The following is a 22,368-nucleotide window of genomic DNA, read 5'->3' as shown; positions in this document are numbered from 1 at the left end:
TAAACGCATGAAGTACCACTACCTCGATCAATCCTACCATAGCCTATACGACTTTTTACTGGCTTGTTGTACCTCAGGGTTTCAAGAAATGAATCAGCGCGTTAAAGAGGGAGCGTTCAATGATTCGGTTGAATACGCCATTATCACCGCGAGCACCAATCATATAATATTACCCGCGAATGAATTGGTGGATGCCTTGACGTTAAATCGCCATGCATTAAACGCTAACCTATGGGATCAAATTAATCGAGAACGGTGGAAGCTTTCAGTGGAAGTATGTTACTGCTCACTACTGCAAGATTGCTACAAGTCAAAAGGCATCGACTCTATTATTGAAGTAAGCTCTTGCGATGACTTTTAACGCCATCGAGACACTTGAATATCTTTAGCCTTCCATAAAAGAGCCGACAAAGTGTCGGCTTTTTAAATTGGCTATTGGCTTTTCATTTACTCGCGCTTCGCTGCCCAGCGTTTAAATTCGTCAGAGGCCACAAAAGCTTCGTAACCTTCAAGTTTACGAAGTTCGCTTGGATCGACATAAATATCGGCCATGCTTTCAATTTTATCGAAGGTGGCTAAGGTTCCTTTGAAGTCACCTTTACCGTTTAACACATCGGCTTTAAACCAATAATGATCAAGTTTCTCTGGCTCCATAGCAATGGCTTTATCTATGTGCTTAAGTGCTTGTGTGTAATCCTTTTTTAAGAATTGATACACTGAAATTAAATTCTCGATGGCTCCGTCTTCACCAAATCGCTTGTTCAACATTTTCAAACCTGAAATGCCACGTTCATATTGTTCGGTAAAGAAATAATGGTCCATCAAAATAAAAAACATCTCCGGATCTTTGCCATGCAGTTTATCTAGCTGATCGAGTTCTTTTCGATAAACCTCATCACTTAGGCTTTGTGCCATAAAAACTTTCATTAATGAAATGACCCGAGTGTCTTGCACATCTTGTGGAAGTGTTTTTAATTTTCGGTAACTTTTATCGTATTGACCTTGTCGATTGTAATTATTGATGTCACGAAATGAGTTCACAATCGCATTATCAATGTCTCTGCGATCAAGAATGCGCTTTAAAAAGTTTGAGCTATTCGGCATCATCATACCGAAGACTTTGGTCATCGATTGCGATAGGGTTTCTCCGGTGGTGTGAACGTAGATATCTTCCACTTTACGAGTTTTAGGATTAACGATGAGTTCGAGGAAGTTCATACCACTCTCGCCCATATCCATTAACACCAATGCACGCTTTTGGCCGTCAACATTGATCAAGCGACGAAAGTCGACAACACCATCGGTTTCATTCAACACTCGAAACCAGTTGTTGTACATATTCGCTTCAATGCCCTGCTTGGCTCCGCGCTTTACGTCTCGCATGGTTTGGTCATCACCAAGACCATTCAATGCTCGATCTAGCAATCCGTCAACATCAACAATTTTATTCAACGTTGGAATATCACGGGTGTTCATGCCTTCCACAAATACTTCTGCAGCATTTTCAAGCGTTGGGTTTTTCTGATAGGTCTCAAATGAGTCTGAGCGTGCTGGTAGCGCCGCCACCATAAAACAAACACCAAGTAACACACTCAACTGAGAGCAATGTTTAAGCAAACGCATGGTCTTTTCCTTTTGCTAAAGTTTGTGATGCAAACACGTCTTAATGTTTGCATCATCGAATGTTGAATATTAATGCTCTGAAAACCTGATTACTTCAGATTAAATTCGCGCTTAGAGTCATCACTTTTTAAGTAAATCAAATAGCCGATGTACATCATGGCAGATACGACCGCCAAAACATAAAAGCCAACGTAGGTTCCCATTGCTGCAGCGTCGTTAATCGCCGTTTCCGCTTGCTTAGGAATAATCGCCACCGCCTTAAACGTTGTATCGATCAAACTGTAAACCAGGCCAATAATACCGATGGTCTTCACCCAAGATGCACGAAGTAACAACGCTAAACTGAATAGAAATAGAAATACTTTGCCGCCCATGGCTAAAAAGGTATCTAAAATCATAAGGTCTTTTGACAGATGAGGCACCATGCCATCACCGATACTCATGGCCGCCGCCAAACCACCTAAGGTCGCTAAAAAGCCTATGACAGCGAGTACCATATAGATTATTCCCCATACCGTCGAGGCTGTACGCTTAAACTTGATCGCAGCATTCGGGTTTTGGGTGTTTAAATCGGCTTGCGGGCTTTCATACATTTGCTCTGACATTCTTATTATTCCTTATCACTACAACAAACAATCGAGTTTAGTGAATGGCGGCAAGAAAGCCAAGCGATAAAACGCCGCTCATCGGAGGAGCGGCGAAATTAGGCGAGAATCATTACTTTAGGCGTACATTTTCATCTTTTAGAGCGACTTTTGCCGCCGCGACCAGCAATTCAGGATGCAATCGAACCTGATAGTTTGGGTTCACATACGAAAATTGAATCACTCCTTCTTGGTCGATGATGAACACCGCAGGTACTGGTAAATTGGCTTTCGACTCACCTTTAAACCGCTGCAATTCACTGCCATAGCGGGTTTTTATCAAGCTTGATATGGCGTTTTCTACCCGAAAGGCCACCCCAAAAGCACGAGCACCCTCAATTTGAAAGTCCGACAATAGGGTGTAGTTTAACGCTCGATCAGCTTTCATACTGGCCAACTTATCGGGTAACTCAGGGCTGACTGCCAATATTTGATAGCCCATTTTGGTCAGATCTTTCTCAATGGTCTGCAATTCCGCGAGCTGGTGATTGCAAAAGGGACACCATCCACCACGATAAAACACCAGCACAATCGGCTTCTGCTTTGCTAACTTACCAAGGGTTACCGGTTTGCCTTCCGCCGTCCAAAATGGAACATCAGGAACTGACTGGCCAATCAACAGCGGATGCACCAGATCGGCACTGTCAGCAATTTCACTGCGTGAATCCGCCTTAGAGCAAGACACACCCAAGGCCAAGGCCATGAATGCGATAAAAATCAACGGGTTATTCTTCATGAGGTAATTTTCTCCGTGGTTTTAGGTACAGCATAGACGGGCTTAAGGGCAAAAGGTTACACAGATTCGATTTTCTCGCATTTCATGGCCTCAAAGGCCTTGACAGAGCCGCCCTAAATCAGCAAAATACGCGCCTCTTACGACATCGACCGATGATCTAAGAAATGGCAAGGTAGCTCAGTTGGTTAGAGCACATCACTCATAATGATGGGGTCGGCAGTTCAAATCTGCCCCTTGCTACCAGATTCAACAAAAGCCCTCTTTATGAGGGCTTTTTTGTATCTGGCCGCAAAAGATATGTTCGCCAGCCCAACAGTTCACCAATTGCGCCAGCAATTCGCTACGAGCAGCACCGCTGCGAAGCCCGCAAGGGTCAAAAACGCTTAGGCCGTTTTTGATACAATCTGCCCCTTCCTTATGAAGTCATATTTTATCTGGCCGCAAAAGATACGTTCACCAGCCCAACAGTTCACCAATTGCGCCAGCAATTCGCTACGAGCAGCAACGCTGCGAAGCCCGCAGGGTCAAAAACGCTTAGGCCGTTTTTGATACAATCTGCCCCCTTCCTTATGAGGGCTTTTTTGTATCTGGCAGTAAAAGATACGTTCACCAGCCCAACAGTTCACCAATTGCGCCAGCAATTCGCTACGAGCAGCAACGCTGCGAAGCCCGTAGGGTCAAAAACGCATAAGCCGTTTTTGATACAATCTGCCCCTATACGAACTCTTCGCTCACAATAATTAATCATTACTGCATATTGAATGCACTATGTTTGCTGATAGCTTGTTGACGCAATCATACATGAAGAACAAATATGAACGTAGTACATCCCTTCACGATACTTTTCGATCTCGTCATTAGATATTTGAGCAATGAATTTCATTGTGCCAGTACACTCTGGACAGTCAGGATAGACAAAGTCTTGAATCCATGCTGGCATCCCACCAATCTGAGAAAATGTAGTCGGTAAAAATTCGTTCGCTGCATAATAAGGGCTTCTAAAAGAGGATGACACCTCTAAACATTTTTTTGGAAGACGTTCCCGCTCATCAGAATCATCTGGTAAATATTCTGGCTTTTTATTATATCTAGACCAAGCAACGTTTCCACTTGTATCAAAGTCAATAAATAATCCATTCGAGTAGCACGAACAAACTTCACAAGTCGCTAGCTTGACTTTACTTCCTTTAAAGCCTAAAAAGTCGAAAACGTTATTTGAAATATCAATTTCTAGTAAATTCGTTAAGCGCTGACCACACCATTCACATCTAGAATCTGACTCAGTTAAGCTACCAATATTTTTAACTGACTCATTTGGCTTATTTGATAAAATCGGTAAGCATTTGTCAAAATATAGCGTTTGTTTTTCTTCATTAGCGGATGTAATCCAACCCGCTTCCTTAGAGTAATCTGAAGGATGGATATAAAGCTGAGTCGACCAATCAGGTAATTTGATTTTCCAAGATGCAAACTCTTTCAAAACATCATCATTCTCAATCCAAGCTAAAGACAATAATAAGAGATTAATATTGTCAGGCTCTAACCCAAGTCTTAAGATTAACTCTTTGCCAACTTCTTTACTTGCATTCCTAAATAGCATTGAAGGGTAATAAATTTTTTCTCTTAACATATACTTGTGCAGCTTAGAAAAATTTGGTTCTCTAAAAGCTGTTAATTCAAGGCATATGTTCTCAATATATTCAAGTTCACCTTTTTCTGCTTTTTTTATAGAAAAATCAATTAATCTAGCTTCATCAAATTCAGATAAAGTTTTGTAAACTTCCTCAAGTTCACCTTTAAATGGCAAATACTTTACTAGTGGTTCTGGAGAACGCCTTACGTGATGGAGAAGAATTATTTCAACTGGATCCGTTACTCCATCAAAAGGGTCTATATCTCTCCTATTTTCCTCAATATACTTTTGTCGTTCAGCCCGTTCTTTCTTCTGAATACAAGGCATGCAGTATCCACCAGTTCTTTCCGCTGTGGAGGGTAGAATTTGTCCAGTACAATCTACCGTTTTACATTGCATCCTTTCTGTCATTAGTCGTCCTTTATCTTAGCTTCGCAATTTGTATTAATAAATCCGAGTAAGTTTTGCACTCTCTTCAAGTTATAATTTTAAGCAGCTATATCAAATATAAAAATAAGGAATACGAACCTAGTCTAATTTATGGACAATCCATTGTGAACCTGTAGAATTAATATTTTACCTCTTAACCTTCAACCTTCAGACAATTGCGCCAGCAATTCGCTACAAGCAGCACCGCAACGAAGCACGTAGGGTCAAAAACGCTTAGGACGTCTTTGATACAATCTGCCCTTTCGTTAGCGCATTAGTAACCGCTAGCTTCTTTATGCCTGAATGGAGGTAAGTCTATTTGTGAAATGCTTTTTCTAGACAATATAAATTAATCAACCAAAGAATGAGAGACCTTCTGTAAAGCGAAAGCCGTATCTCGAGCTTTCTAATTCAACTTTAAGTTCTGGCGAAACAAATAAATATTCTTTATTCATTAACAAGAATTGCTTTCCATCTAAGTCTAAATCATTTATATCATCTTCAGTAAAATGATGATTGACATCAAGTCTGACATAATCACTATATTCCTTGTCATTAGGTCTGTCCCAAATGATTGTAGGTACAAAAGATACTCGCTCGATATTAAGGGACTCAAAATAGTCAGCAATTTCCTTTTGGACAAGCACGTATTCATATCCAACCATAATCGGATCGACTTGACCTCGCTTAGTCGTTTGATATCGACCGTCCTTCAACTTATACAAACCAACATTATTTGTAATACTTAGGTTAAAAGGATACATAATTCTTCACTATATAAAATACCTAATATCGTCTCACCCCAACTCCAGGGAACTCCTCACCTTCAAATACTCTTGATACTTCACATACTCAGCATCGGCTTCTGACCAGGTGTTCATAATATCCGCATCAAGTTTTCGAGCTTCATCAATGCGATCGGTTTTAATGTACAACTCGACCAACGCTTTCTTGGCGAGTACTGAAGCCGGGAATTCTTTTAACACTTCTAGCAGCAACATTTCACTTTCATGATACTGCTCAGTATAGCGATAGAGTTCTGCTAACTTAACCTTCCAACCGAGATAAGAAAACCGCGCCATAAGGCCGCCTGAAACTTTCTTTGCTCTTTCGGCGATAACATAAGCCTTCTCTTTTGCCTTCGAGTAGTCATTGGTTAATTCATAAAGAGTCAAATAAGCGTAATCAAGAATATAACTCACAAAGTTTTGCGACGAGTGTTGTTCGTCATCTTGCTCATTCAACGATTCGAACTTATTAATGAATTGCTTAACACCTTCAACGTTGTTCTGTGCTTTATAAACTTCAAGCATTAAGTACTCAACCGAATAACTGTAAGGCGCTTCAATCTCTTTGACGGAACGTTCAATCTCTACCATTTGCAGAGCCGTCTCTCCAAGCTTTCCTAACAGCTCAATATTCGGGATGGTGGTAACCCTCATTTTTCTCGATGCAGGAATATTCGACAGCAGACTTTCTAGATCAAGAATCCGTTGACGAGCGGTTTTAATTTTTCCAAGCGTTACATCAATTTCATTCAATACGCTCACCAATGAGGCTCTCTGACTAACTGGAACCTCCTCTTTTTCAAGTAATCGAGAGAGACTCGATTTCGCTTTAGCAAAGTGACCCAACTTGTAATTGTTCAGGGCAATAAAGTAAACCACCGATTTATTGCTAGGATCAATTATCGAGACTTTCTCATAAATATCGTTGGCCTTCGCGAAATCACCTTTTTGCTCATACAGCAGAGCAAGGTAGAGATTGCCGTTAACATCATCGTCACTAAGGTCGATAGCCTTTTGCATGTTCACAATGGCTTTGTCGAGATCGCCCATGCTCTCGTACAGTTTAGACAGTCGGAAGAACGCCCCCAAATCATTAGGCAGCAAAGAAATAACTTTCAATAAACTTTGTTCCGCTAACTCTAGATCACCAGCATAAGCTTGAAGGTATTGAGCCAAAGTGCTGTGAGCATCAGCTGAATTAGGGTACAGCTCGACCCAGAGTTTCAGTACTTTTAAATGCGATTCATAATCGCCTTTTAAACCATAGAGATAACCTTGAATAAAAAACCGTTCTTCTCGCGTTAATTTATATGATTGCTCTTTAACCATCTCGCCAAATTTTTCGGCCAACTTCGCCTTGCCAACACTCGCATAAGCGTGCGACAGCAGCTTTTGAATTTCTATTGAAGATTTATCCAATTCATAAGCCGCTTCAAGTTTCTCAACATAATCTGTCATGTAAGGTAGTTGAAGTTTCTCAACTAACGTATTGGTTACACTCTTTAAGGCTTCGATATTCGAAACAACATGCTCAGTAACGGGAAAATCATCGGTCAAATTTTCTCTGGCAGCAAACCCCACTAACTTGGCACTGATTTGCTCAGAAAGTACATCAACCGTATTGAAAATATTATCGCCTTGCGCTGAAAAGGTCGCTTCGACTTTGCCGTCTTTCGAGCGATAAAGCGTTGCCGACATGACATAATTGTTCTCTTGCTTGTTGACCGAACCGGTAATGAAAAACTCTCGCGAATGATTGCGAACCGTTTTTAACTGCAACGACATCGGCTCACCGATGCCCTTTTCAAAACCCGCTTCTCGAATAATCTGATAAATATGCGCATGCTCAAAGGCCGTGTAACTGGCTAAAAACTCATTGCGCGCGAGATCTTTCGACAATAACCAAGGCAGAGCGTATTGCAACCAAACATCGTCATCGCCTAGATTATCCGATGTCCAAAAATAGTTAAGAATGCGTTTCTGATACTGCTGTTTGGGAATCACATACTCTTGTGTTTTGCCCGTTTCATCAACAGCGGTTTTCACTTCCGTTGCTTTGACCGGTTGCACTAACGCAATCGGTAAGGCGGCAGCGGCCACTAAATTCAATGGAACCACCATAAAGGTCGATTTATGCCAAGGATCTTTGCCCTTCTTGCCGTATTGATACGCCAATAAAATCACCGACGGCAAAAACGAAATCATGGCAATAAAGATATAGGAGGTAATTTCTGGTGCTAAGACGAATCGCTCAATGACCCAATCACCGATCTCGATCGCCATCCAAGTGGCGGCGATATACAATCCTACGCTTTGTGGTACCCGACGTTCCCAAAGGCTGGCTAAAAAAGATGTTTTTTCCATAAATTCAATATCTTACAGCTGTTTGCTATCGTTCCAGTTCTTACCATACCATAAGTACTTAATTCACATCGATATTTTTAATGTGGTAGCTTTACCACTATTCTCCCAAAAACACCCAAATTTTATTCATGGCTATCGAGTTACCCCTGATGGGCTCTAACAAAACTGTGATACGCTTGTGACAAAACCATGACAATTCAGAATCCTGCAGTTCATATACTGTGATCATTCAGAAATAGAAGGATGATGATAAAGATGAAAACTAAAAAAATTCTACAGACCGTTAGCGCTGCTTCACTAACGCTTATGATCGTTGCCTGCGCTACGACAGAGTACGAGACCACAGAGACGGTAACCCCATCTGCGCCGCGAGCCGAACAGGACTCTGATAAAATTACCATAACAGGCTCTCGAATTAAGAGATCTGGCGGTACGGCGAGACCAGATACCGAAAAAAATTTGTCGCCAGTTGCCGTAACCACCCGTGAAGAAGTGACTACGCAAGAAGAGCGCGTTGAAGTTCCCCCCAAGTTCTATCAACGAAATAATAATTATCAAATCTTCAAAGCCTATGGCGTTAACCCCACGGTGTTAACTGAAGCAGAACCGTTCTCTACCTTTTCCATGGACGCAGACAATGGCTCTTATAAGCTCGCATTGAATATGCTGAACCAGCATCGTATGCCGGCCAAAGAAGGGATACGTGTTGAAGAGTTCGTCAATGCTATGGACTACCAATACCAACCGTCTGATGAGCTATTCGGCTTATCTGCAGAAGTCATGCCTTCGCCCTTTCGTCCCGGATATCACATTCTGCATCTAGGAGTGCAAACCCAGTCGATTGAAAAAGACGCTCGCAAGCCTCTTAATCTTGTGATTGTGGCAGACGTTTCCGGCTCAATGGCATCGGGCGACAAATTAGGCATGCTCAAAAAAGCCATGATCACTTTGGTTTCACAATTACGTGCCGATGATAAAGTTGCTTTAGTGACCTACAGCGATGATGCCAAAGTGATTATTCCGCCAACAGAAGCCCGCAATGCACAGTACATCAATCAAAGTATTCGAGAGCTGAATACCGAAGGTAGTACAAACGCAGCAGCAGGGATCCATTTAGGTTATGAATTAGCCGATCAAATGTTCAATAATGAATCCATTAATCGAGTCATATTAACCTCTGATGGCATGGCCAATGTTGGTACGACTGAGCCAGAAAAGATTCTGCAAAAAATTGAAGACTACAAACAAAAAGGTGTCTTTTTAACAACGGTTGGTGTCGGTCTTCAAATGTACAACGACTACTTATTGGAACAACTCGCTAATAAAGGGAATGGTAATTACCTTTATTTTTCGAACGATAACGATATTCAAGAAGCATTTGTCGACAAGTTGACACAAAATCTGCAAACCGTTGCCAAAGACGCCAAGATTCAAGTTCAGTTCAATCCAGAAAAAGTGACTCACTATCGGCTACTGGGTTACGAGAACCGACATTTGAATAAACAAGACTTTCTCGATGGTAAGAAAGATGGTGGGGAGTTAGGTGCAGGACATCGTGTGACCGCGCTTTATGAAGTCAAATTAACAGAGCTCGATGATGACATCGGAAAACTGAATATTGCTTATAAATATCCAATGCAAGACAAAGTAAGAGTGATGAAGAAGACAATTCCAAACTCAGTTATTCGAAACAATGTGCTATTAGCTTCATCAGATCTACGCTTATCTGCTGCTGCAGCAGCATTCGCCGAGAAGTTACGACAATCCTATTGGTCTCGCATCTACTCTTATCAGAAAATCGATGAACTGTTAGTTTCATTGCCAGCAAACTATCAGCGAAAAGACAGTGTTCAACAGTTGAGTAAAGCGATAGAACAAGCAGCCCTGCTCGATAATCGGATAGACCCCTATAAAGACTCAACGCCGGTTTCAAGTATCAGCATTGATCATGTACCCTTGTTGCAATAATCGACGCAAAGTATGGTAAAACAACTCAGAAAATCGGCATTCATCCCACTTATAATTATCGGTGGGATGATGTTTCTTTGGTTGCTCATGGTTGAATATCAAAAAAATCAATCGCTACTTACTAGCAATCAACAATTACTTGCCGACGCGACCAAGCGCTCGTTAATAACCCAACTCAATAGTCAGTTTAACAGCCTACCGAATAGCTTCTCAGAGCTAAAAACCAATTGGATCAAGTACGAACCCAATTTTTATTGGTTTCAACAGCAGCAACCAGTATTTCCACCGAAGCCCTCAAATGCTAGCTCATTATGGGACAGCTATTGGCAAGATCTGACATCGAGTCTCAAGGATGAACAACCAAAAGCGTCGCTTAACAAGCTGATGCAAGAGCGCGTCGACAACATTAAAGATATGGCAAGTGCATTAGAAGCGAACGACCAACAATCACTGCGCACTTTGATGCAAGTTTTTCTCAGTCAAAAAGAAAACTTTCAATTAACCGCTATAGAGGAAATTGCGTCTAGCTTGATGCTTTTAGAAGTGGGAAAGAACAAGAGGTGGAGTCAAAGTTTGGTGGACTCTATTTTATTTCAAGGATTTCAGTCAGAAAACATACACATTCGGTCTGCGTTTAATCTACTAATTGATAATGTAAACCGGTTTAATCGCGAAGATACTCAAGCCATATTGAATTTGATTGAAGGGTATGCGGAAAGGGTAAATCTTCCACTCGATAGGCTAAGGGATTATCGCCGAGCTATTTTAAAGTCAGAGACATCATTGCATTCACTCCACTGCACGCAAAAACTCGTCATTGGCCAAGACAGGATTTCGAAAGCCTATGATGCAGAGAACTGCATAGTTATCCCTATCAACCTTCCTCAGGAGTTGAAGAGTTTAACTAGCCAGCTTATTCAACGTGGCCAGCTGGATCCTAATGACTCAATTAATTGGAATATGAGCCGGCTACCAGAAAGCGAACAAGAGCTAACGCTTACTATCGACCGCCCATCTTGGGGACTTCAGGAAACAAATCAACAATGGTTTATGCTAATAAAAGTCATCATATTGATAATATTAGTGAGTTTATCGATTTACGCGGTTCAGGCGATTCAATTAGAACATCAGCGTAAAGAACACTATATTCAGTTAAAAGAAGACTTTGTAAATCTGGTGAGTCATGAGTTAAAAACACCGCTCGCCTCGATTCGATTAATGGCCGAAACACTGGATAAAAGACTCACTAAAAAGCTTGATGGGAAAGATTATCCAAAACGGATTGAACGAGAAGCCGATAGACTTTGGCTGATGGTTGATAATATATTGTCATTCAATCGTTTACAGTCAGAGAAGATGAGTATTAATAAAACGTCGATATCACTTAAAAGTTTAGTCGACGAAGTTCAAGAATCATTACCAGAAGATATTATCATTAATAATAAAATATCACCTGACGCTGAAGCATTGGTGGATAAACCTTTATTCAGCTTAGTTCTGCTAAATCTTGTTTCGAACGCCGTAAAATACAACAACCATTCACAAGTCGAGCTAACATTTGAGTCTAGTATTAATAACCAAGGCTTAAACAGCATACTCGTTTCAGACAATGGTATCGGTATCGACAAAGCGTTATGGGCTGATATCTTTGAGCCGTTTTTCCAAGCCCATCACAAGCAAAAGAAAGGGTTTGGCTTAGGACTGGCACTGTCACTTAAAGTCATGCAAATCCACAATGGTAGCTTACGAATTTTGCAATCGAAAACACTTTCAGAGGCAGACGCATCCATCGGTAAAATCAATAACCTGAACAATACTGTGCCGTATACTACTGGCACACAATGGGAATTAACGTTTCAATAATATGACTGCTACTATTTTAATCGTCGAAGATGACCAAAATTTACGCGAAACTCTGAGCGACTTCTTAGAACTTGAAGACTTTGTTGTTGTTCAAGCAGCAACCATTGCTGAGGCAAAAGATATCTTCAATCACTCATCGATTGATCTCACCGTTCTAGACATCATGCTGCCAGATGGCGATGGCTATCAACTTTCTCAGTGGCTGTGCGAACAATCAATTGAGACCAGAATTTTAATGTTAACCGCACGCGGGTTAGAAAAGGACATCGTTGAAGGCTTTGAATCGGGTGCCGACGACTACGTTTCTAAACCCTATCGATCTCAAGAACTATTAATGCGGATTAAGGCCCTACTTAGGCGCCCTCTTGCCAAAAGAGAAACGCTGACGTTAGATATCAATGGGCGGTTAGTCGATTGGCGATCCATGACGGTTAAGTATCATGGAGAAAGTCTACATTTAACCTCCCGAGCATTTAGTATCTTAAAGCTACTGATTGAACACACTAATGAAGTACTTTCACGAGAAGACATTCTAGACGCTTGCTGGGGAAAAGACGTTTATGTCGATAATAGAACCATTGATAACTTTATATCCAATCTGAAAAAGCAATTCGATTTAACATCAGAAAATGCCTTTTACATTAAGTCTGTTCGTGGCGTTGGTTATTGCTTTATGAAACGAGAATTTAATAAAACAACAGATTAATGATTAGACAGCTTAATGAAAGGAAGATCTGGTAATACCAAAATATTATAAAACACTCGTTAAATCGATAGCGAACATTAATAAAATATTGCACCTGTGCGGTTCTGTAAGATAGCAAAAGCTCTACCTACTTTAGTTTTACAAAATCACGTAGAGCTCTTTAAAAAAACAACACTGAACCAGTTTTTAATCAATATCTTTCAGTAAACATAGCCTTTCAATTAAATGAACCAGCTTAGATCATTTCACTTTGGGTGAAGAAGATTCCTCGAATTTCATCCCTTTGAAAACTCTATCAGCATTGCCCCGCTCAATGGAGTGATGTTGCAGTCTCCGTTTGCTTTTGTCAGAACGTTGCTTCTCGGCCATGTTCTTTTCTAGCTTATGTTCAATCAAAGCTATGGCCAATCGCTTGTTCGCGTGTTGGCTTCGTTCAGACTCGACTTTCACCACAATACCCGAGGGTACATGGCTCGCTCGAATTGCAGAGCTGGTTTTATTGGCATGTTGCCCACCCGGCCCCGATGAACGACATGCTTCGAAAAGCAGATCCGTTTCTTGAACCCTACTTGCCTTGATCAGCGCTTCAGATTTAGTAAAACTTCCGGTAAAAAACCAATTCTTTCGACGGTGCTTTGGTCGATACGGACTCGAGCAAATCCACTGCAGCGTTCCGCTCCATTGCTTCGCTAAATCTTCCGCGCGATCCCCCTCTAACTTAAATAACATCGACTTGTAAGTTTGCGGCTCTAACCCTTGTTCAGACTCAACTAAGGTAATTGCTACTCCACTTTTTACCGCATCGCGATTCAGCTGTTTAGCCGCTAATGAAACGGCTAAACAACATTCGCTTGGGCCTTGAGCGGCTGATAGTAAAAACAAAATCATTAACAGCCTCCCGATGTTTTATAGGTTAAGACCGGCTTAAACCGCGCAATCGACTGAATTAAACCGCCGTCTTGCATCGCTGCGATCACCGAGTCGATTGACTTGTAAGCTTCTGACGCTTCTTCAAAGATCAATTCGCTGTGCTTACAAATCACTCGGCTACCGAATTGAGTGCGTTCTAGATCAGACTTTTTAAATCGTTTCGACAAACGCGCTTTACAGTCACTACGAATCCATTTACGACCCGCACCGTGAGCCAAAGAGTGTAAGCAAGTTCGGCTTTGCTCCGACTCGACGAGCGGTTTAACGAGGTAACTGTAATCACCTCTTGAACCTGGAATCATCACCAGTCCTTGATCCGCTGGCGTCGCGCCTTTTCGATGCACCCACAGGTCAACATTGCCTTCGCTCGTGAGGTTCTCATGCGAATTCACTGCTGAAGAGCTTTCGAAACGAGTCACCAAATTATGATTAACATCCAATAGGTTGTTTCCTTTCGCGCTTAAACTTTTAAGCATGCGTAAAGCAATCAACTCTCGGTTCAATTCGGCGAAGGTTACCGCAGCATTATGGTTGAGCATGTATGAGTGAAAAGCCTCAGTCGAGCTAGTTAAACCAGCATGCCCGAACGCCTCAACATGTTGTCGCAGTATACTTTGCCCCAAGCCACGGGAGCCGCTATGCACTAGCAACACTAGGTGATTTTTGTCGATGGCGAACTGCTTTAAGCACTCGTCATCATAAACTTCATCGAGTTGCTGAAGTTCTGCAAAGTGATTGCCTCCGCCAATGGTTCCCAAAGCTGAATCAAACGATGTCGGCGCGAGCCCTTTTTCGCTCATTCGCTTTGAACGATAGTCATTCCATGAGTCATCCAATGGCGCATCGATATGAGCTAATCGCTTAGTAAACTTATCGAGGTTAACCTTCCGAACTTTTATATCGGTCGACCACAACCCCATACCACAACCAATGTCATTTCCAACTAAGGCAGGGTAAATTTTACCTTGTGTTAAGAAAGCAGCACCGATCGGGTAGCCACGACCTGGATGGAGATCTGGCATACCTGCTGCGCGGATCATTCCATTTAACTCAGCCGTTTTATTTAATTGTTGGATCGCTTTTCCTTCGATCCAGGTGTCTGATTTTGCAACCAAAATAACGTTTTCAGACAAATTTTGAATACAGTTGCCCATAATCCAATTCCCTAAGAAATAGGTTAAAATATTTAAGTATTTAGAATCGGCGGGCCTTACTCAATCGAAGCTATTCGTTAACTGACTGGTTAACGGATTAGCTGACGCTTTGAGTAATGCAAACTGTTTGAGAAGTTGAAATTACTCAGAGAGTGACCCGCAAAAGATAGTAATTAAACTCATTTTTAATCTCCTTTGCAGTTAGTTGATCGACGAATTTTGTCAATTTGGCGCTAGTCTAATGGGGAAAATATGAAAAGGCAACCCTTATATGCTTTGTTGACTTACATGCTACGCATTAAATAATGACAACGCTATTTATTAAAATTTAGTCGTTTAAAAAGCCGAGAATTAAAACCTAGCGCATTCAGAATATTCAATTTAGCGGCAAAACAACAAAGCGATTTTTGCCTTCAGACTTAGCTTGGTATAGCGCTTTATCAGCTTGTCGATATAAACTCGTTCCATTAGCAATCCCGGTTGTGTTATCGAAAGTCACACCAACGCTCGCGGTTACTTTGATCGGTTTATCGAGCGATTCGCTTTCGTACGATCGCTTAGCAATTTCTTCGATTAATCGCTCACAAACTACCGCAACATCTTGCTCATTGGTAAACTCAACCGCAAAAGCAAACTCTTCGCCACCGAACCTGGCAAATGCATCTTGGCGTCGAAACACATGAAAAAATGCTTTAGCAATTAGTATTAACACTTCGTCACCAACATCATGTCCGTAGGTATCATTGACGACTTTAAAGTCGTCAATATCAACCAAACCATACATCACCTTAAAACGATATCTCTCGGCGTGAGAGAGTATTTTTACGAGTTGATCTTGAAAGTAACGACGATTGGGTAATTTGGTTAGCGTGTCATAATAAGCCATTTGCTCAAGACGAAGATTGGCTTCTTTCAACTCCGCTGTTTGTTTATCAATTATTTGTTGCAAGTTTTTCTTCAATTCTCGTAATTCTTCATTACGTTTTTCGAGCTGTTCGGCTCGATAGGTAACCTCAGTGACGTCGCGTTCAATCGCGGCGAAATGCGTCACTTCGCCTAAAGAGTTGGTAAGTGGAATGATGTTCAAATCTAACCAATAAGGTCGGCCTGACTTAGAGTAATTTAAAATGGTTTCTCTAATTGGCTCCTTTTTCACTAACGCATCATGAATTCTTTTTACCGTTTGCTTATCAGTAAATTTACCTTGCAAAATTCTTGGCGTTTCACCCAAAGATTCTTCTTCAGAATATTCAGTTAGCTCCTCAAAGGCTTTATTGACATAAACTATCTTTGGCCCTAGCGGTGCTTCGATGGCTTGCGCTTCAGTGACGACAATAGCATCGAGTGCACTTTCAACCACATCACGAAATGAAAATGACGTTCTTTCTTCGGTGATATCCGTAAAAGTAACCACAACGAAACCTTTATCCGGTTGGTCACCTACTTCCATATAAGCATCAACCATAAACCATGAGGTTTTACTGTAGCTATCAACAACGCCTATGACTTCTTGCTTTATCGGTGTTTTCCAGGTGAGTACTTTATTCACAGGAAATTCCTCGGCAGGAAGAATGCGTCCTTGTTCGTCAACAAAGTGCCATTGTGGATCAAGTGCATCTTTGCCAATCATTTGTTCAAAACTAAGACGAAGGCATTTCAAGGCAGTCGGATTTGCGTAGACAATAGACGAGTCTAAATTGTGGATAATGACACCAATTGCTGCATTATCCACAATACTCTTAACATTAATTTTATCGAAGTCGCTCGCTTTTACCATTGCGTGGTTCACCCAGTTACCCTGACTAGAGTATAGTGGGCCACGGACGAATCTTCTCATTTTCTCAATAATTAATTGCTATTAAACGCACAAGTGACACGAAATTTCATTAAGAGATACCTTAAGGTGGCGGTCTAGAACTCTAAATTAAGTTATTCGCCACTGTGTTTTGCATAGAGCTGAGCCACCGCTAACTCAAGGCGCTTGATTTCGCGCAGCGTTGAATGTCGGCTCATTTCCATCCAGAACCAAATTTTAATGCCCATCGTCATCACTGCAGCAGCGATGGTTAATACGCCCCAGAATATGCGCTCATCAAGCGTCGTGCTAACAAAAAATTCATAACCGCACCAGAACATAGCGGCTGCGATAAAAAACGAAAGAATAAAGCCATAAATATTCCATCCTTTCATTGAGCCACTGAACACACCGCCGAGTTGCGCAAATAGACCTCCTTCTTCAGCGAGCAGCTTATTAACTTCTGCTTCGTCCATCTTCAACGCTTGTTTAATTTTGTCATCTAAGTTCATGCTGACCTCCTCAGGTTCATCACATAGGTTTCTCAATGGCGTTTCCTGTTAATCAACAATGATTTGTTGTAATTGATTACGCACCCTATTTAAGCGAGATTTAACGGTGCCTTCTGGAATTTCTAGTATTTGACTGATTTCAAACACCGAAAATTCAGCCAAATAGTAGAGGGTAATGACGCTTTTCTCAGAGTCTGCTAGCTGATCGATAGCTTGCTTCAGGGCTCTAAGCTCCAGTGTCGATTCATCAAGCTCCATTGACATCTCTGCACCGCCTTGCAGTAAATGCTCATCTAACGACTCATACTGCGAAGCCTTAGACTTGGTGAGATCAATCACTCGCCAACGAACAACACGGAACAGCCAACTTTTAAACGCTCTAGGATCTTTCAAGGTTCGTAGTTTACGACTTATCGACATCCATGTTTCTTGAAGCGCATCATCAATCACCGTTCGATTACTATTGAGACTGAGCCCAAAGGATAAAAGCTGGGGGTGGAAGTAGACGACCAAACACTCAAAAGCTTTAGTGTTCCCACTTTGAGCTTCGACGACCAGTAAGTCTATTTGTGCTTGAAGCATAAGTCGCCTTAATCCATCAGTTATTCATGTAGTTATTTATAAAGACGACGGAAGGTTAGGATGGGTTCATAACTATTTTTCAATAACTATTTAAGATATCTATTTAGAATCACTCTTTAGAATCACCATTTAAAATACTCATTGTTCAGATAAATGATTAAGCTGCTGCACTTCCTCAGAATAATTACTGGAAGGCTCTCCTTCATTAGTTAATTTAGGAATAACGCCGCCACACCAAAAAGTGTCCAGTTGTTTTAACTGGTCTTGGAACGCGAATACCAAGTAGTCATGACCTTCTTTAAACCAGTAGCCGTAACAACCCATTGCATTTTCGGCCGTATGCAACACAATGGTTTTACCAGCGCCTTTCCAAGACTTTTCTACTTCAAAAGTGACAATAATTGCTGGGTCACCAAAAGCATTTCGAGCGTCTAGGCGAACAATATTGCTCACTTTGCCAGTAAAGACAAATTCATGTTGTGCAAACTTTTCATCAACGTCACCTAAACGGCAGCTACAAGCTAGGGCAGAACTACAGATAAAAACGCCGAGCAAATAGGCGGTAAATTTAACGGTTAACTTTTTCATAAACAAAACTCTTGTTCTCTAGATCTCTCGAACTCTCGACGAGTAGAATCAGATTGACGTTATAACAACCTTCCCCAAATTGGTCGCAATGCCCAAAGCGACCAGAAAAGCAATGACGGAATCTTCTTATTTTTTCGCCAAAAGAAACGCGCCTGCTCTTTAAGAAACGCGGCACTCAACATAGCATCGGCCACCGCTACTGACTCTTTCGCATTAATAGACTTTAACTCATCCCGCGTGGCATTAGCTAAGTAGTCTCTTGAACTGCCAATCTTAACCCAGCCTTTAGCAATTGTTTGGGCTTTACTCAGTAAAGACACGTGAGGCTCTAACCATTGAATTAAACCGATATTTAAAGCTTCTTCTGCAGATGGCTTCCAGCCCTCTTCGCCCAACATTCGTTTGGCATTATCAGAACCAATTAAGCGCGGCAAATGAATGCTAGAACATCCTTCTGGCGGTACGCCTAGGCAGGCAAAAGGCGTCGAGAAGGTCGCATTTTCAGAAGCAATAATCCCGTTGCATAAGGTTGCCGAAGTAACACTTGCTCCAATGGCAGGGCCATTCACGGCAATCAGAATGGGCTTATCGAACTCGATGAATAAATTGAATAAACGCTCATTCAGCGCCTTGATCGACTGATGAAGCTTTTTAGGGTGCATTAGTTTAAGTGAACCACCTAGGTCAACACCGGCACAATAATAGGGATCAGCTCCTGTTAAAATGACCGCCTTAACTCGATCGTCTTTGCTTGCCTCGGCAAAGGCGCCAACCAATGACTCGATCATCGGCAGCGTCCAACCATTCAGTTTCTTTGGACGGTTCATGGTTAACGTCAACACGTTGCTATCTAACGATGACGTTATATAACTCGTTGATTTACTCTTTTGTAAGTCAGCAGTCAAAATGATGAGGCTCCGATTTTTATAATCTCAAGTTTCTTTAAGTCGCGCCAATCGTCTTTCAACAATCGACGCCCTAGCTTTCACTATTCCAGAATTATTAGCCCCAGATATACCCATTAACCTCTTTGCGGCTTCGGCAACCTTACTTTTACCTTTGTAAGAAGTTAACAATGGTTCTAGCTCTTTGATGACCTTGATATCTAGTGCGGTATTGATATCGAGAAGCAAAGCAAACAACACCTGAAGGTTTCTTTGTTTCGAGTCAACCGTTTTTAAGACCTCTTGTAAAACTTGGCTGATGATATATCGATGCTCGTTAGACACTTCTGCAACCACTTTCAAGCTGTCAGCTAATCGATTAAGTTTGATAAATCCAATGGTATTTAATTGCTCCAAGATTAACGATATAGACTGAGTTGATACCAAATCGTTATCGATGCCTTCAATCAGTGCATCGATGGCTAACGACTTTGAATCTGAATCTTTACCAATAAGACCGAACACAAGGACCAGATGAGCCAACTCTGACCAAGGTCGAATACCATCGAACAGACTTTCAAAGAAAGCAAAGTTTGGGTCAAAGACACTGCTGTTATCATCAATCCTTTGCACTAAACGCATGGCCGCGTAGGTGTAGAACCCATCCGGATTTCTAGGCCACAATGTCATGGCCCATTGGGTAATCCAAGCAGAGGTTAACTCGCTGGTCCAAACGTATTTATTCTTTTGTACTGAACTAAAGGCAATACTCGGTACTTTACTGTGCTCAATACTTAACCCTGTGAGTTGTTTTTTCGCGCCTGAGAATAATTTCTTACCGAAGGCAACCATTGATTTGAGTGAGGAGTCGGCTTTCGACGAATGATCGGTTTCTTCAAGATTACTGTAAACCGTCACTTGATCAACAAGCGTTCGTATTTGACAATCAGAAATGTTTTGTCCATGCGACTCTGTTTGGATCAACTGCCATTGAAATGTTGCCGGTTTAAATCCATTGGGAGAATGATCGTCGATATTAAATAATTCGAAATAACTCGACCAGTCATATAACGGATCTCGGCTTCTCGCCGCACTGATCCAAAGATCGTAATCAAGCCGATCATCGTAGTTTAAGGTAACCTCTTCACCCAGAGCAAACTTAACGATACGATCCAACGGTGATGCTAACTCCCCAATAGATTCTAATGCTTTGTCTCTATTAAATGGTAGTAACCGTAACAGAGACAAACAAAAATCGACTCTCTCAAATGACACTTGACTGCTGCGTGCGCTGTGTAACCGACGAACCCAAACTACAGGATCAATCCAACCTCCCAAATGAGTTGGAAATGACAGTAATGGCTGACTTTTTTGCTGATAAACACGGTGTTTTATTGCCCGCACCATATTGATAATGGGTATAAAGTACAAGTTCCCTTTTGAATACCGGTTAGGAGGCGTTTCATATAACTTACCCGTTAGCCAAGTCATTACAAGATCGGTTACTTCATGTAATAACAGTCCCGAATTTGAAAAAAGCCCTTTCATTGAATCTAAATGTCCGCCATCTTCAATGCGCTTAATTAACGGTGCCGTTCTGGCTTTGAACGCTTCGTTGCGCTCAGGGATAATTCGGCTTATGGCATCAAGAATTCGGTCGAAATCGACGGCTTGGTCTACGACTTCAATGGAATGCGCTAATAGATCGAGTAAATCACTCTCGTTATCGATAGAACTCACAACATCGGGTAGTTGGGTGTTTCTTAAAGTCGCATCAATACTATTAAAGTGAAGAACGCGGTTTTCAGTAAACTGCAGAGATAACTCGTCGTCAATACCTAACAAATTCCTATGATTAGCACTCAGCGTTTTGAGTTTATTCCTAGTATCTTCCAAAGTTTGATCGTCGTAGACATCATTGTCACTAGAGCCCACTTGCGAAATATCTAAAATTTCTCCCAACAATGGCTTGTTAGCGTCTGTCACAAATGACACTGCGTTTTCAAGTTCACGTTTTAAATCGTCAGAAATATCGCTTTTGTTCTGTTTGAGTAGTTCAATGGCTTTCGCCTGAACATCTGAGTGACTGTGCTTTAACGCATCGCTTATGGTGTTTAATGTAACCTCTTTTAACTCTGGTTTATCTTTGAGCGCTCGTTCTAAGCACTTCAAACCATCCATTGCAATGCCCTTGGCATCATGGGAGAAAACGGCGGACACGCTTTCTAAAAACAGGTCTGTATTAAGTGTTTTTTCCCGCTGCATTTTTCCTATATTTCTCAATGCGAACTTAACCACATGCCCAATCGGATGAAATAAAAGATTAATATATTCACCTTGTCTCGATGCTCGTTCATCTTTGGTCGGTGCTAATGCTTCATGAAATTTATGAAAACCAGAACAGGTTAACTGACTAAAGTCTTTAGAAAGAGCCGCTAAGCTTTCACTTAAAAGTCGATCTCTGCTGATAACACCATCATGACTCAACTTGACCAAGGCTTCATTAAACGTTTCATAATTATCGGGCCGATTGTCACCGTACCAATTGACCGTCGCGAAAGCATCGGTCTCAATATCAAAGAGTCGCCAAATATCCTCTTGTAAATCTGGCTCATCGACTAAGCGACGACTGATCGGAATATACTGTTCTTTATCTTCACCGTATCCGAATGATTTCAATGCCGTCACAAACTTTAAAACATAACCATCCACTTTAGGCTTCTTGCAAACACCGCTAGCCATCCACTCACGAATGATCTTAAAGTCTAGACTGGTAAACTCTTTACTAAGTTCAAAATCTAACCAATCGTCAATCCACTCAGGTTTTCGATCGACGATGACTTGATAAGCGAAATCTTTAAATCCCCAATCTAAATATTCAATCGTCCGTTTTACAACCGATAAAGGACACAAGCCCAAGATGGCTAATTGCACATGTTTAAAGGCCTGCGACTGCCAGTAGCTTTCAGCGTTATCTAAATGTTTTACTACTAACGAAGACGCTTCTTTATCGGCTTCGCCTTTCTTAATTTGCTTGTACAAATTAGCACAATGAGTGGACAATGCCTTCCTGTCTTTCTCACTCAAATCACTCAATAGACGAACCAACTCGATTGGTTTTTTAGCCTCAAAAATCAACTGCTCTAGTTGCTCTGGACTCACGTTCTTC

The 22,368-nt window shown here is 41.5% G+C and carries 18 protein-coding genes and 1 tRNA gene; 5 read left to right on the top strand and 14 right to left on the bottom strand.

The window, feature by feature from the left end; genetic code table 11:
• Window positions 1-7 precede the first annotated feature (7 nt).
• Window positions 8-361: a hypothetical protein gene (locus Q9312_RS17795; RefSeq protein WP_309202203.1), complete on the top strand. Its 354-nt coding sequence runs from the start codon at window positions 8-10 to the stop codon at window positions 359-361.
• Between the two features lie 86 nt (window positions 362-447).
• On the opposite strand, the gene Q9312_RS17790 is transcribed toward Q9312_RS17795, so the two are convergent.
• The 3 genes from Q9312_RS17790 to Q9312_RS17780 all read right to left on the bottom strand — a co-directional run bounded on the left by Q9312_RS17790 (window position 448) and on the right by Q9312_RS17780 (window position 3,003).
• On the bottom strand, window positions 448-1,623 hold the full coding sequence (locus Q9312_RS17790) for a tetratricopeptide repeat protein (protein WP_309202202.1): 1,176 nt from the start codon (window positions 1,621-1,623) through the stop codon (window positions 448-450).
• Between the two features lie 89 nt (window positions 1,624-1,712).
• Window positions 1,713-2,228, bottom strand: coding sequence for a hypothetical protein (locus Q9312_RS17785; protein ID WP_309202201.1), 516 nt, complete (start codon window positions 2,226-2,228; stop codon window positions 1,713-1,715).
• A 112-nt stretch (window positions 2,229-2,340) separates the two neighbouring features.
• Window positions 2,341-3,003 carry a peroxiredoxin-like family protein gene (locus Q9312_RS17780; protein WP_309202200.1) on the bottom strand — a complete coding sequence of 221 codons (663 nt, stop codon included), beginning with the start codon at window positions 3,001-3,003 and terminating at the stop codon, window positions 2,341-2,343.
• 166 nt (window positions 3,004-3,169) lie between these two features.
• Here Q9312_RS17780 and Q9312_RS17775 point away from each other — a divergent pair.
• Window positions 3,170-3,246: transfer RNA gene (locus Q9312_RS17775), tRNA-Met, on the top strand.
• A gap of 523 nt (window positions 3,247-3,769) precedes the next feature.
• Here the strand turns inward: Q9312_RS17775 and Q9312_RS17770 are convergent.
• The 3 genes from Q9312_RS17770 to Q9312_RS17760 form a co-directional block, all read right to left on the bottom strand.
• Window positions 3,770-4,963 (bottom strand): hypothetical protein, encoded by a 1,194-nt coding sequence (locus Q9312_RS17770; protein WP_309202199.1) that lies wholly within the window; start codon window positions 4,961-4,963, stop codon window positions 3,770-3,772.
• A gap of 455 nt (window positions 4,964-5,418) precedes the next feature.
• A complete protein-coding gene (locus Q9312_RS17765) occupies window positions 5,419-5,829 on the bottom strand; it encodes a hypothetical protein (RefSeq protein WP_309202198.1) in 411 nt (136 codons plus the stop codon).
• Between the two features lie 33 nt (window positions 5,830-5,862).
• Window positions 5,863-8,217, bottom strand: coding sequence for a tetratricopeptide repeat protein (locus Q9312_RS17760; protein WP_309202197.1), 2,355 nt, complete (start codon window positions 8,215-8,217; stop codon window positions 5,863-5,865).
• Between the two features lie 255 nt (window positions 8,218-8,472).
• On the opposite strand from Q9312_RS17760, the gene Q9312_RS17755 reads away from it, so the two are divergent.
• The 3 genes from Q9312_RS17755 (at window position 8,473) to Q9312_RS17745 (ending at window position 12,754) form a co-directional block, all read left to right on the top strand.
• Entirely contained in the window at window positions 8,473-10,185 is a 1,713-nt protein-coding gene (locus Q9312_RS17755) for a vWA domain-containing protein (protein WP_309202196.1), read from the top strand.
• Window positions 10,186-10,272: 87 nt separating this feature from the next.
• Window positions 10,273-12,048, top strand: coding sequence for a sensor histidine kinase (locus Q9312_RS17750; protein WP_309202195.1), 1,776 nt, complete (start codon window positions 10,273-10,275; stop codon window positions 12,046-12,048).
• Window position 12,049: 1 nt separating this feature from the next.
• The gene (locus Q9312_RS17745) at window positions 12,050-12,754 is read left to right on the top strand and encodes a response regulator transcription factor (RefSeq protein WP_309202194.1); all 705 of its coding nucleotides are present in this window, start codon (window positions 12,050-12,052) and stop codon (window positions 12,752-12,754) included.
• 240 nt (window positions 12,755-12,994) lie between these two features.
• On the opposite strand, the gene prfH is transcribed toward Q9312_RS17745, so the two are convergent.
• The 8 genes from prfH to Q9312_RS17705 form a co-directional block, all read right to left on the bottom strand.
• The gene (gene prfH, locus Q9312_RS17740; RefSeq protein WP_309202193.1) at window positions 12,995-13,642 is read right to left on the bottom strand and encodes a peptide chain release factor H; all 648 of its coding nucleotides are present in this window, start codon (window positions 13,640-13,642) and stop codon (window positions 12,995-12,997) included.
• Window positions 13,642-14,838 (bottom strand): RNA ligase RtcB family protein, encoded by a 1,197-nt coding sequence (locus Q9312_RS17735; RefSeq protein WP_309202192.1) that lies wholly within the window; start codon window positions 14,836-14,838, stop codon window positions 13,642-13,644. The genes prfH and Q9312_RS17735 overlap by 1 nt, the downstream gene beginning before the upstream one ends.
• A 376-nt stretch (window positions 14,839-15,214) precedes the next feature.
• Entirely contained in the window at window positions 15,215-16,615 is a 1,401-nt protein-coding gene (locus Q9312_RS17730) for a diguanylate cyclase (RefSeq protein ID WP_309202190.1), read from the bottom strand.
• Window positions 16,616-16,767: 152 nt separating this feature from the next.
• A complete protein-coding gene (locus tag Q9312_RS17725) occupies window positions 16,768-17,145 on the bottom strand; it encodes a DUF6768 family protein (RefSeq protein WP_309202189.1) in 378 nt (125 codons plus the stop codon).
• A 48-nt stretch (window positions 17,146-17,193) separates the two neighbouring features.
• Window positions 17,194-17,727, bottom strand: coding sequence for an RNA polymerase sigma factor (locus Q9312_RS17720; RefSeq protein ID WP_309202188.1), 534 nt, complete (start codon window positions 17,725-17,727; stop codon window positions 17,194-17,196).
• A gap of 138 nt (window positions 17,728-17,865) precedes the next feature.
• The gene (locus Q9312_RS17715) at window positions 17,866-18,315 is read right to left on the bottom strand and encodes a hypothetical protein (RefSeq protein ID WP_309202187.1); all 450 of its coding nucleotides are present in this window, start codon (window positions 18,313-18,315) and stop codon (window positions 17,866-17,868) included.
• 59 nt (window positions 18,316-18,374) lie between these two features.
• Entirely contained in the window at window positions 18,375-19,220 is an 846-nt protein-coding gene (locus Q9312_RS17710; RefSeq protein WP_309202186.1) for an enoyl-CoA hydratase/isomerase family protein, read from the bottom strand.
• 27 nt (window positions 19,221-19,247) lie between these two features.
• Window positions 19,248-22,361, bottom strand: coding sequence for a DUF6493 family protein (locus tag Q9312_RS17705; RefSeq protein WP_309202185.1), 3,114 nt, complete (start codon window positions 22,359-22,361; stop codon window positions 19,248-19,250).
• Window positions 22,362-22,368 lie beyond the last annotated feature (7 nt).

It is taken from the genome of Pleionea litopenaei, from assembly GCF_031198435.1.
Taxonomy (GTDB): domain Bacteria; phylum Pseudomonadota; class Gammaproteobacteria; order Enterobacterales; family Kangiellaceae; genus Pleionea; species Pleionea litopenaei.
The sequence above is the reverse complement of the archived record's forward strand: the minus strand, read 5'-3'. Positions and strand labels throughout refer to the sequence as shown.

What these genes read in the sequence shown, in the direction of transcription:
- Q9312_RS17780 (WP_309202200.1), bottom strand. Translation starts at nt 3,003, where the DNA reads ATGAAGAATAACCCGTTGATTTTTATCGCATTCATGGCCTTGGCCTTG.
- Q9312_RS17795 (WP_309202203.1), top strand. Translation starts at nt 8, where the DNA reads ATGAAGTACCACTACCTCGATCAATCCTACCATAGCCTATACGACTTT.
- Q9312_RS17715 (WP_309202187.1), bottom strand. Translation starts at nt 18,315, where the DNA reads ATGAAAAAGTTAACCGTTAAATTTACCGCCTATTTGCTCGGCGTTTTT.
- Q9312_RS17785 (WP_309202201.1), bottom strand. Translation starts at nt 2,228, where the DNA reads ATGTCAGAGCAAATGTATGAAAGCCCGCAAGCCGATTTAAACACCCAA.
- Q9312_RS17760 (WP_309202197.1), bottom strand. Translation starts at nt 8,217, where the DNA reads ATGGAAAAAACATCTTTTTTAGCCAGCCTTTGGGAACGTCGGGTACCA.
- Q9312_RS17730 (WP_309202190.1), bottom strand. Translation starts at nt 16,615, where the DNA reads ATGGTAAAAGCGAGCGACTTCGATAAAATTAATGTTAAGAGTATTGTG.
- Q9312_RS17755 (WP_309202196.1), top strand. Translation starts at nt 8,473, where the DNA reads ATGAAAACTAAAAAAATTCTACAGACCGTTAGCGCTGCTTCACTAACG.
- Q9312_RS17770 (WP_309202199.1), bottom strand. Translation starts at nt 4,963, where the DNA reads ATGCCTTGTATTCAGAAGAAAGAACGGGCTGAACGACAAAAGTATATT.
- Q9312_RS17750 (WP_309202195.1), top strand. Translation starts at nt 10,273, where the DNA reads ATGGTTGAATATCAAAAAAATCAATCGCTACTTACTAGCAATCAACAA.
- prfH (WP_309202193.1), bottom strand. Translation starts at nt 13,642, where the DNA reads ATGATTTTGTTTTTACTATCAGCCGCTCAAGGCCCAAGCGAATGTTGT.
- Q9312_RS17765 (WP_309202198.1), bottom strand. Translation starts at nt 5,829, where the DNA reads ATGTATCCTTTTAACCTAAGTATTACAAATAATGTTGGTTTGTATAAG.
- Q9312_RS17720 (WP_309202188.1), bottom strand. Translation starts at nt 17,727, where the DNA reads ATGCTTCAAGCACAAATAGACTTACTGGTCGTCGAAGCTCAAAGTGGG.
- Q9312_RS17725 (WP_309202189.1), bottom strand. Translation starts at nt 17,145, where the DNA reads ATGAACTTAGATGACAAAATTAAACAAGCGTTGAAGATGGACGAAGCA.
- Q9312_RS17735 (WP_309202192.1), bottom strand. Translation starts at nt 14,838, where the DNA reads ATGGGCAACTGTATTCAAAATTTGTCTGAAAACGTTATTTTGGTTGCA.
- Q9312_RS17745 (WP_309202194.1), top strand. Translation starts at nt 12,050, where the DNA reads ATGACTGCTACTATTTTAATCGTCGAAGATGACCAAAATTTACGCGAA.
- Q9312_RS17790 (WP_309202202.1), bottom strand. Translation starts at nt 1,623, where the DNA reads ATGCGTTTGCTTAAACATTGCTCTCAGTTGAGTGTGTTACTTGGTGTT.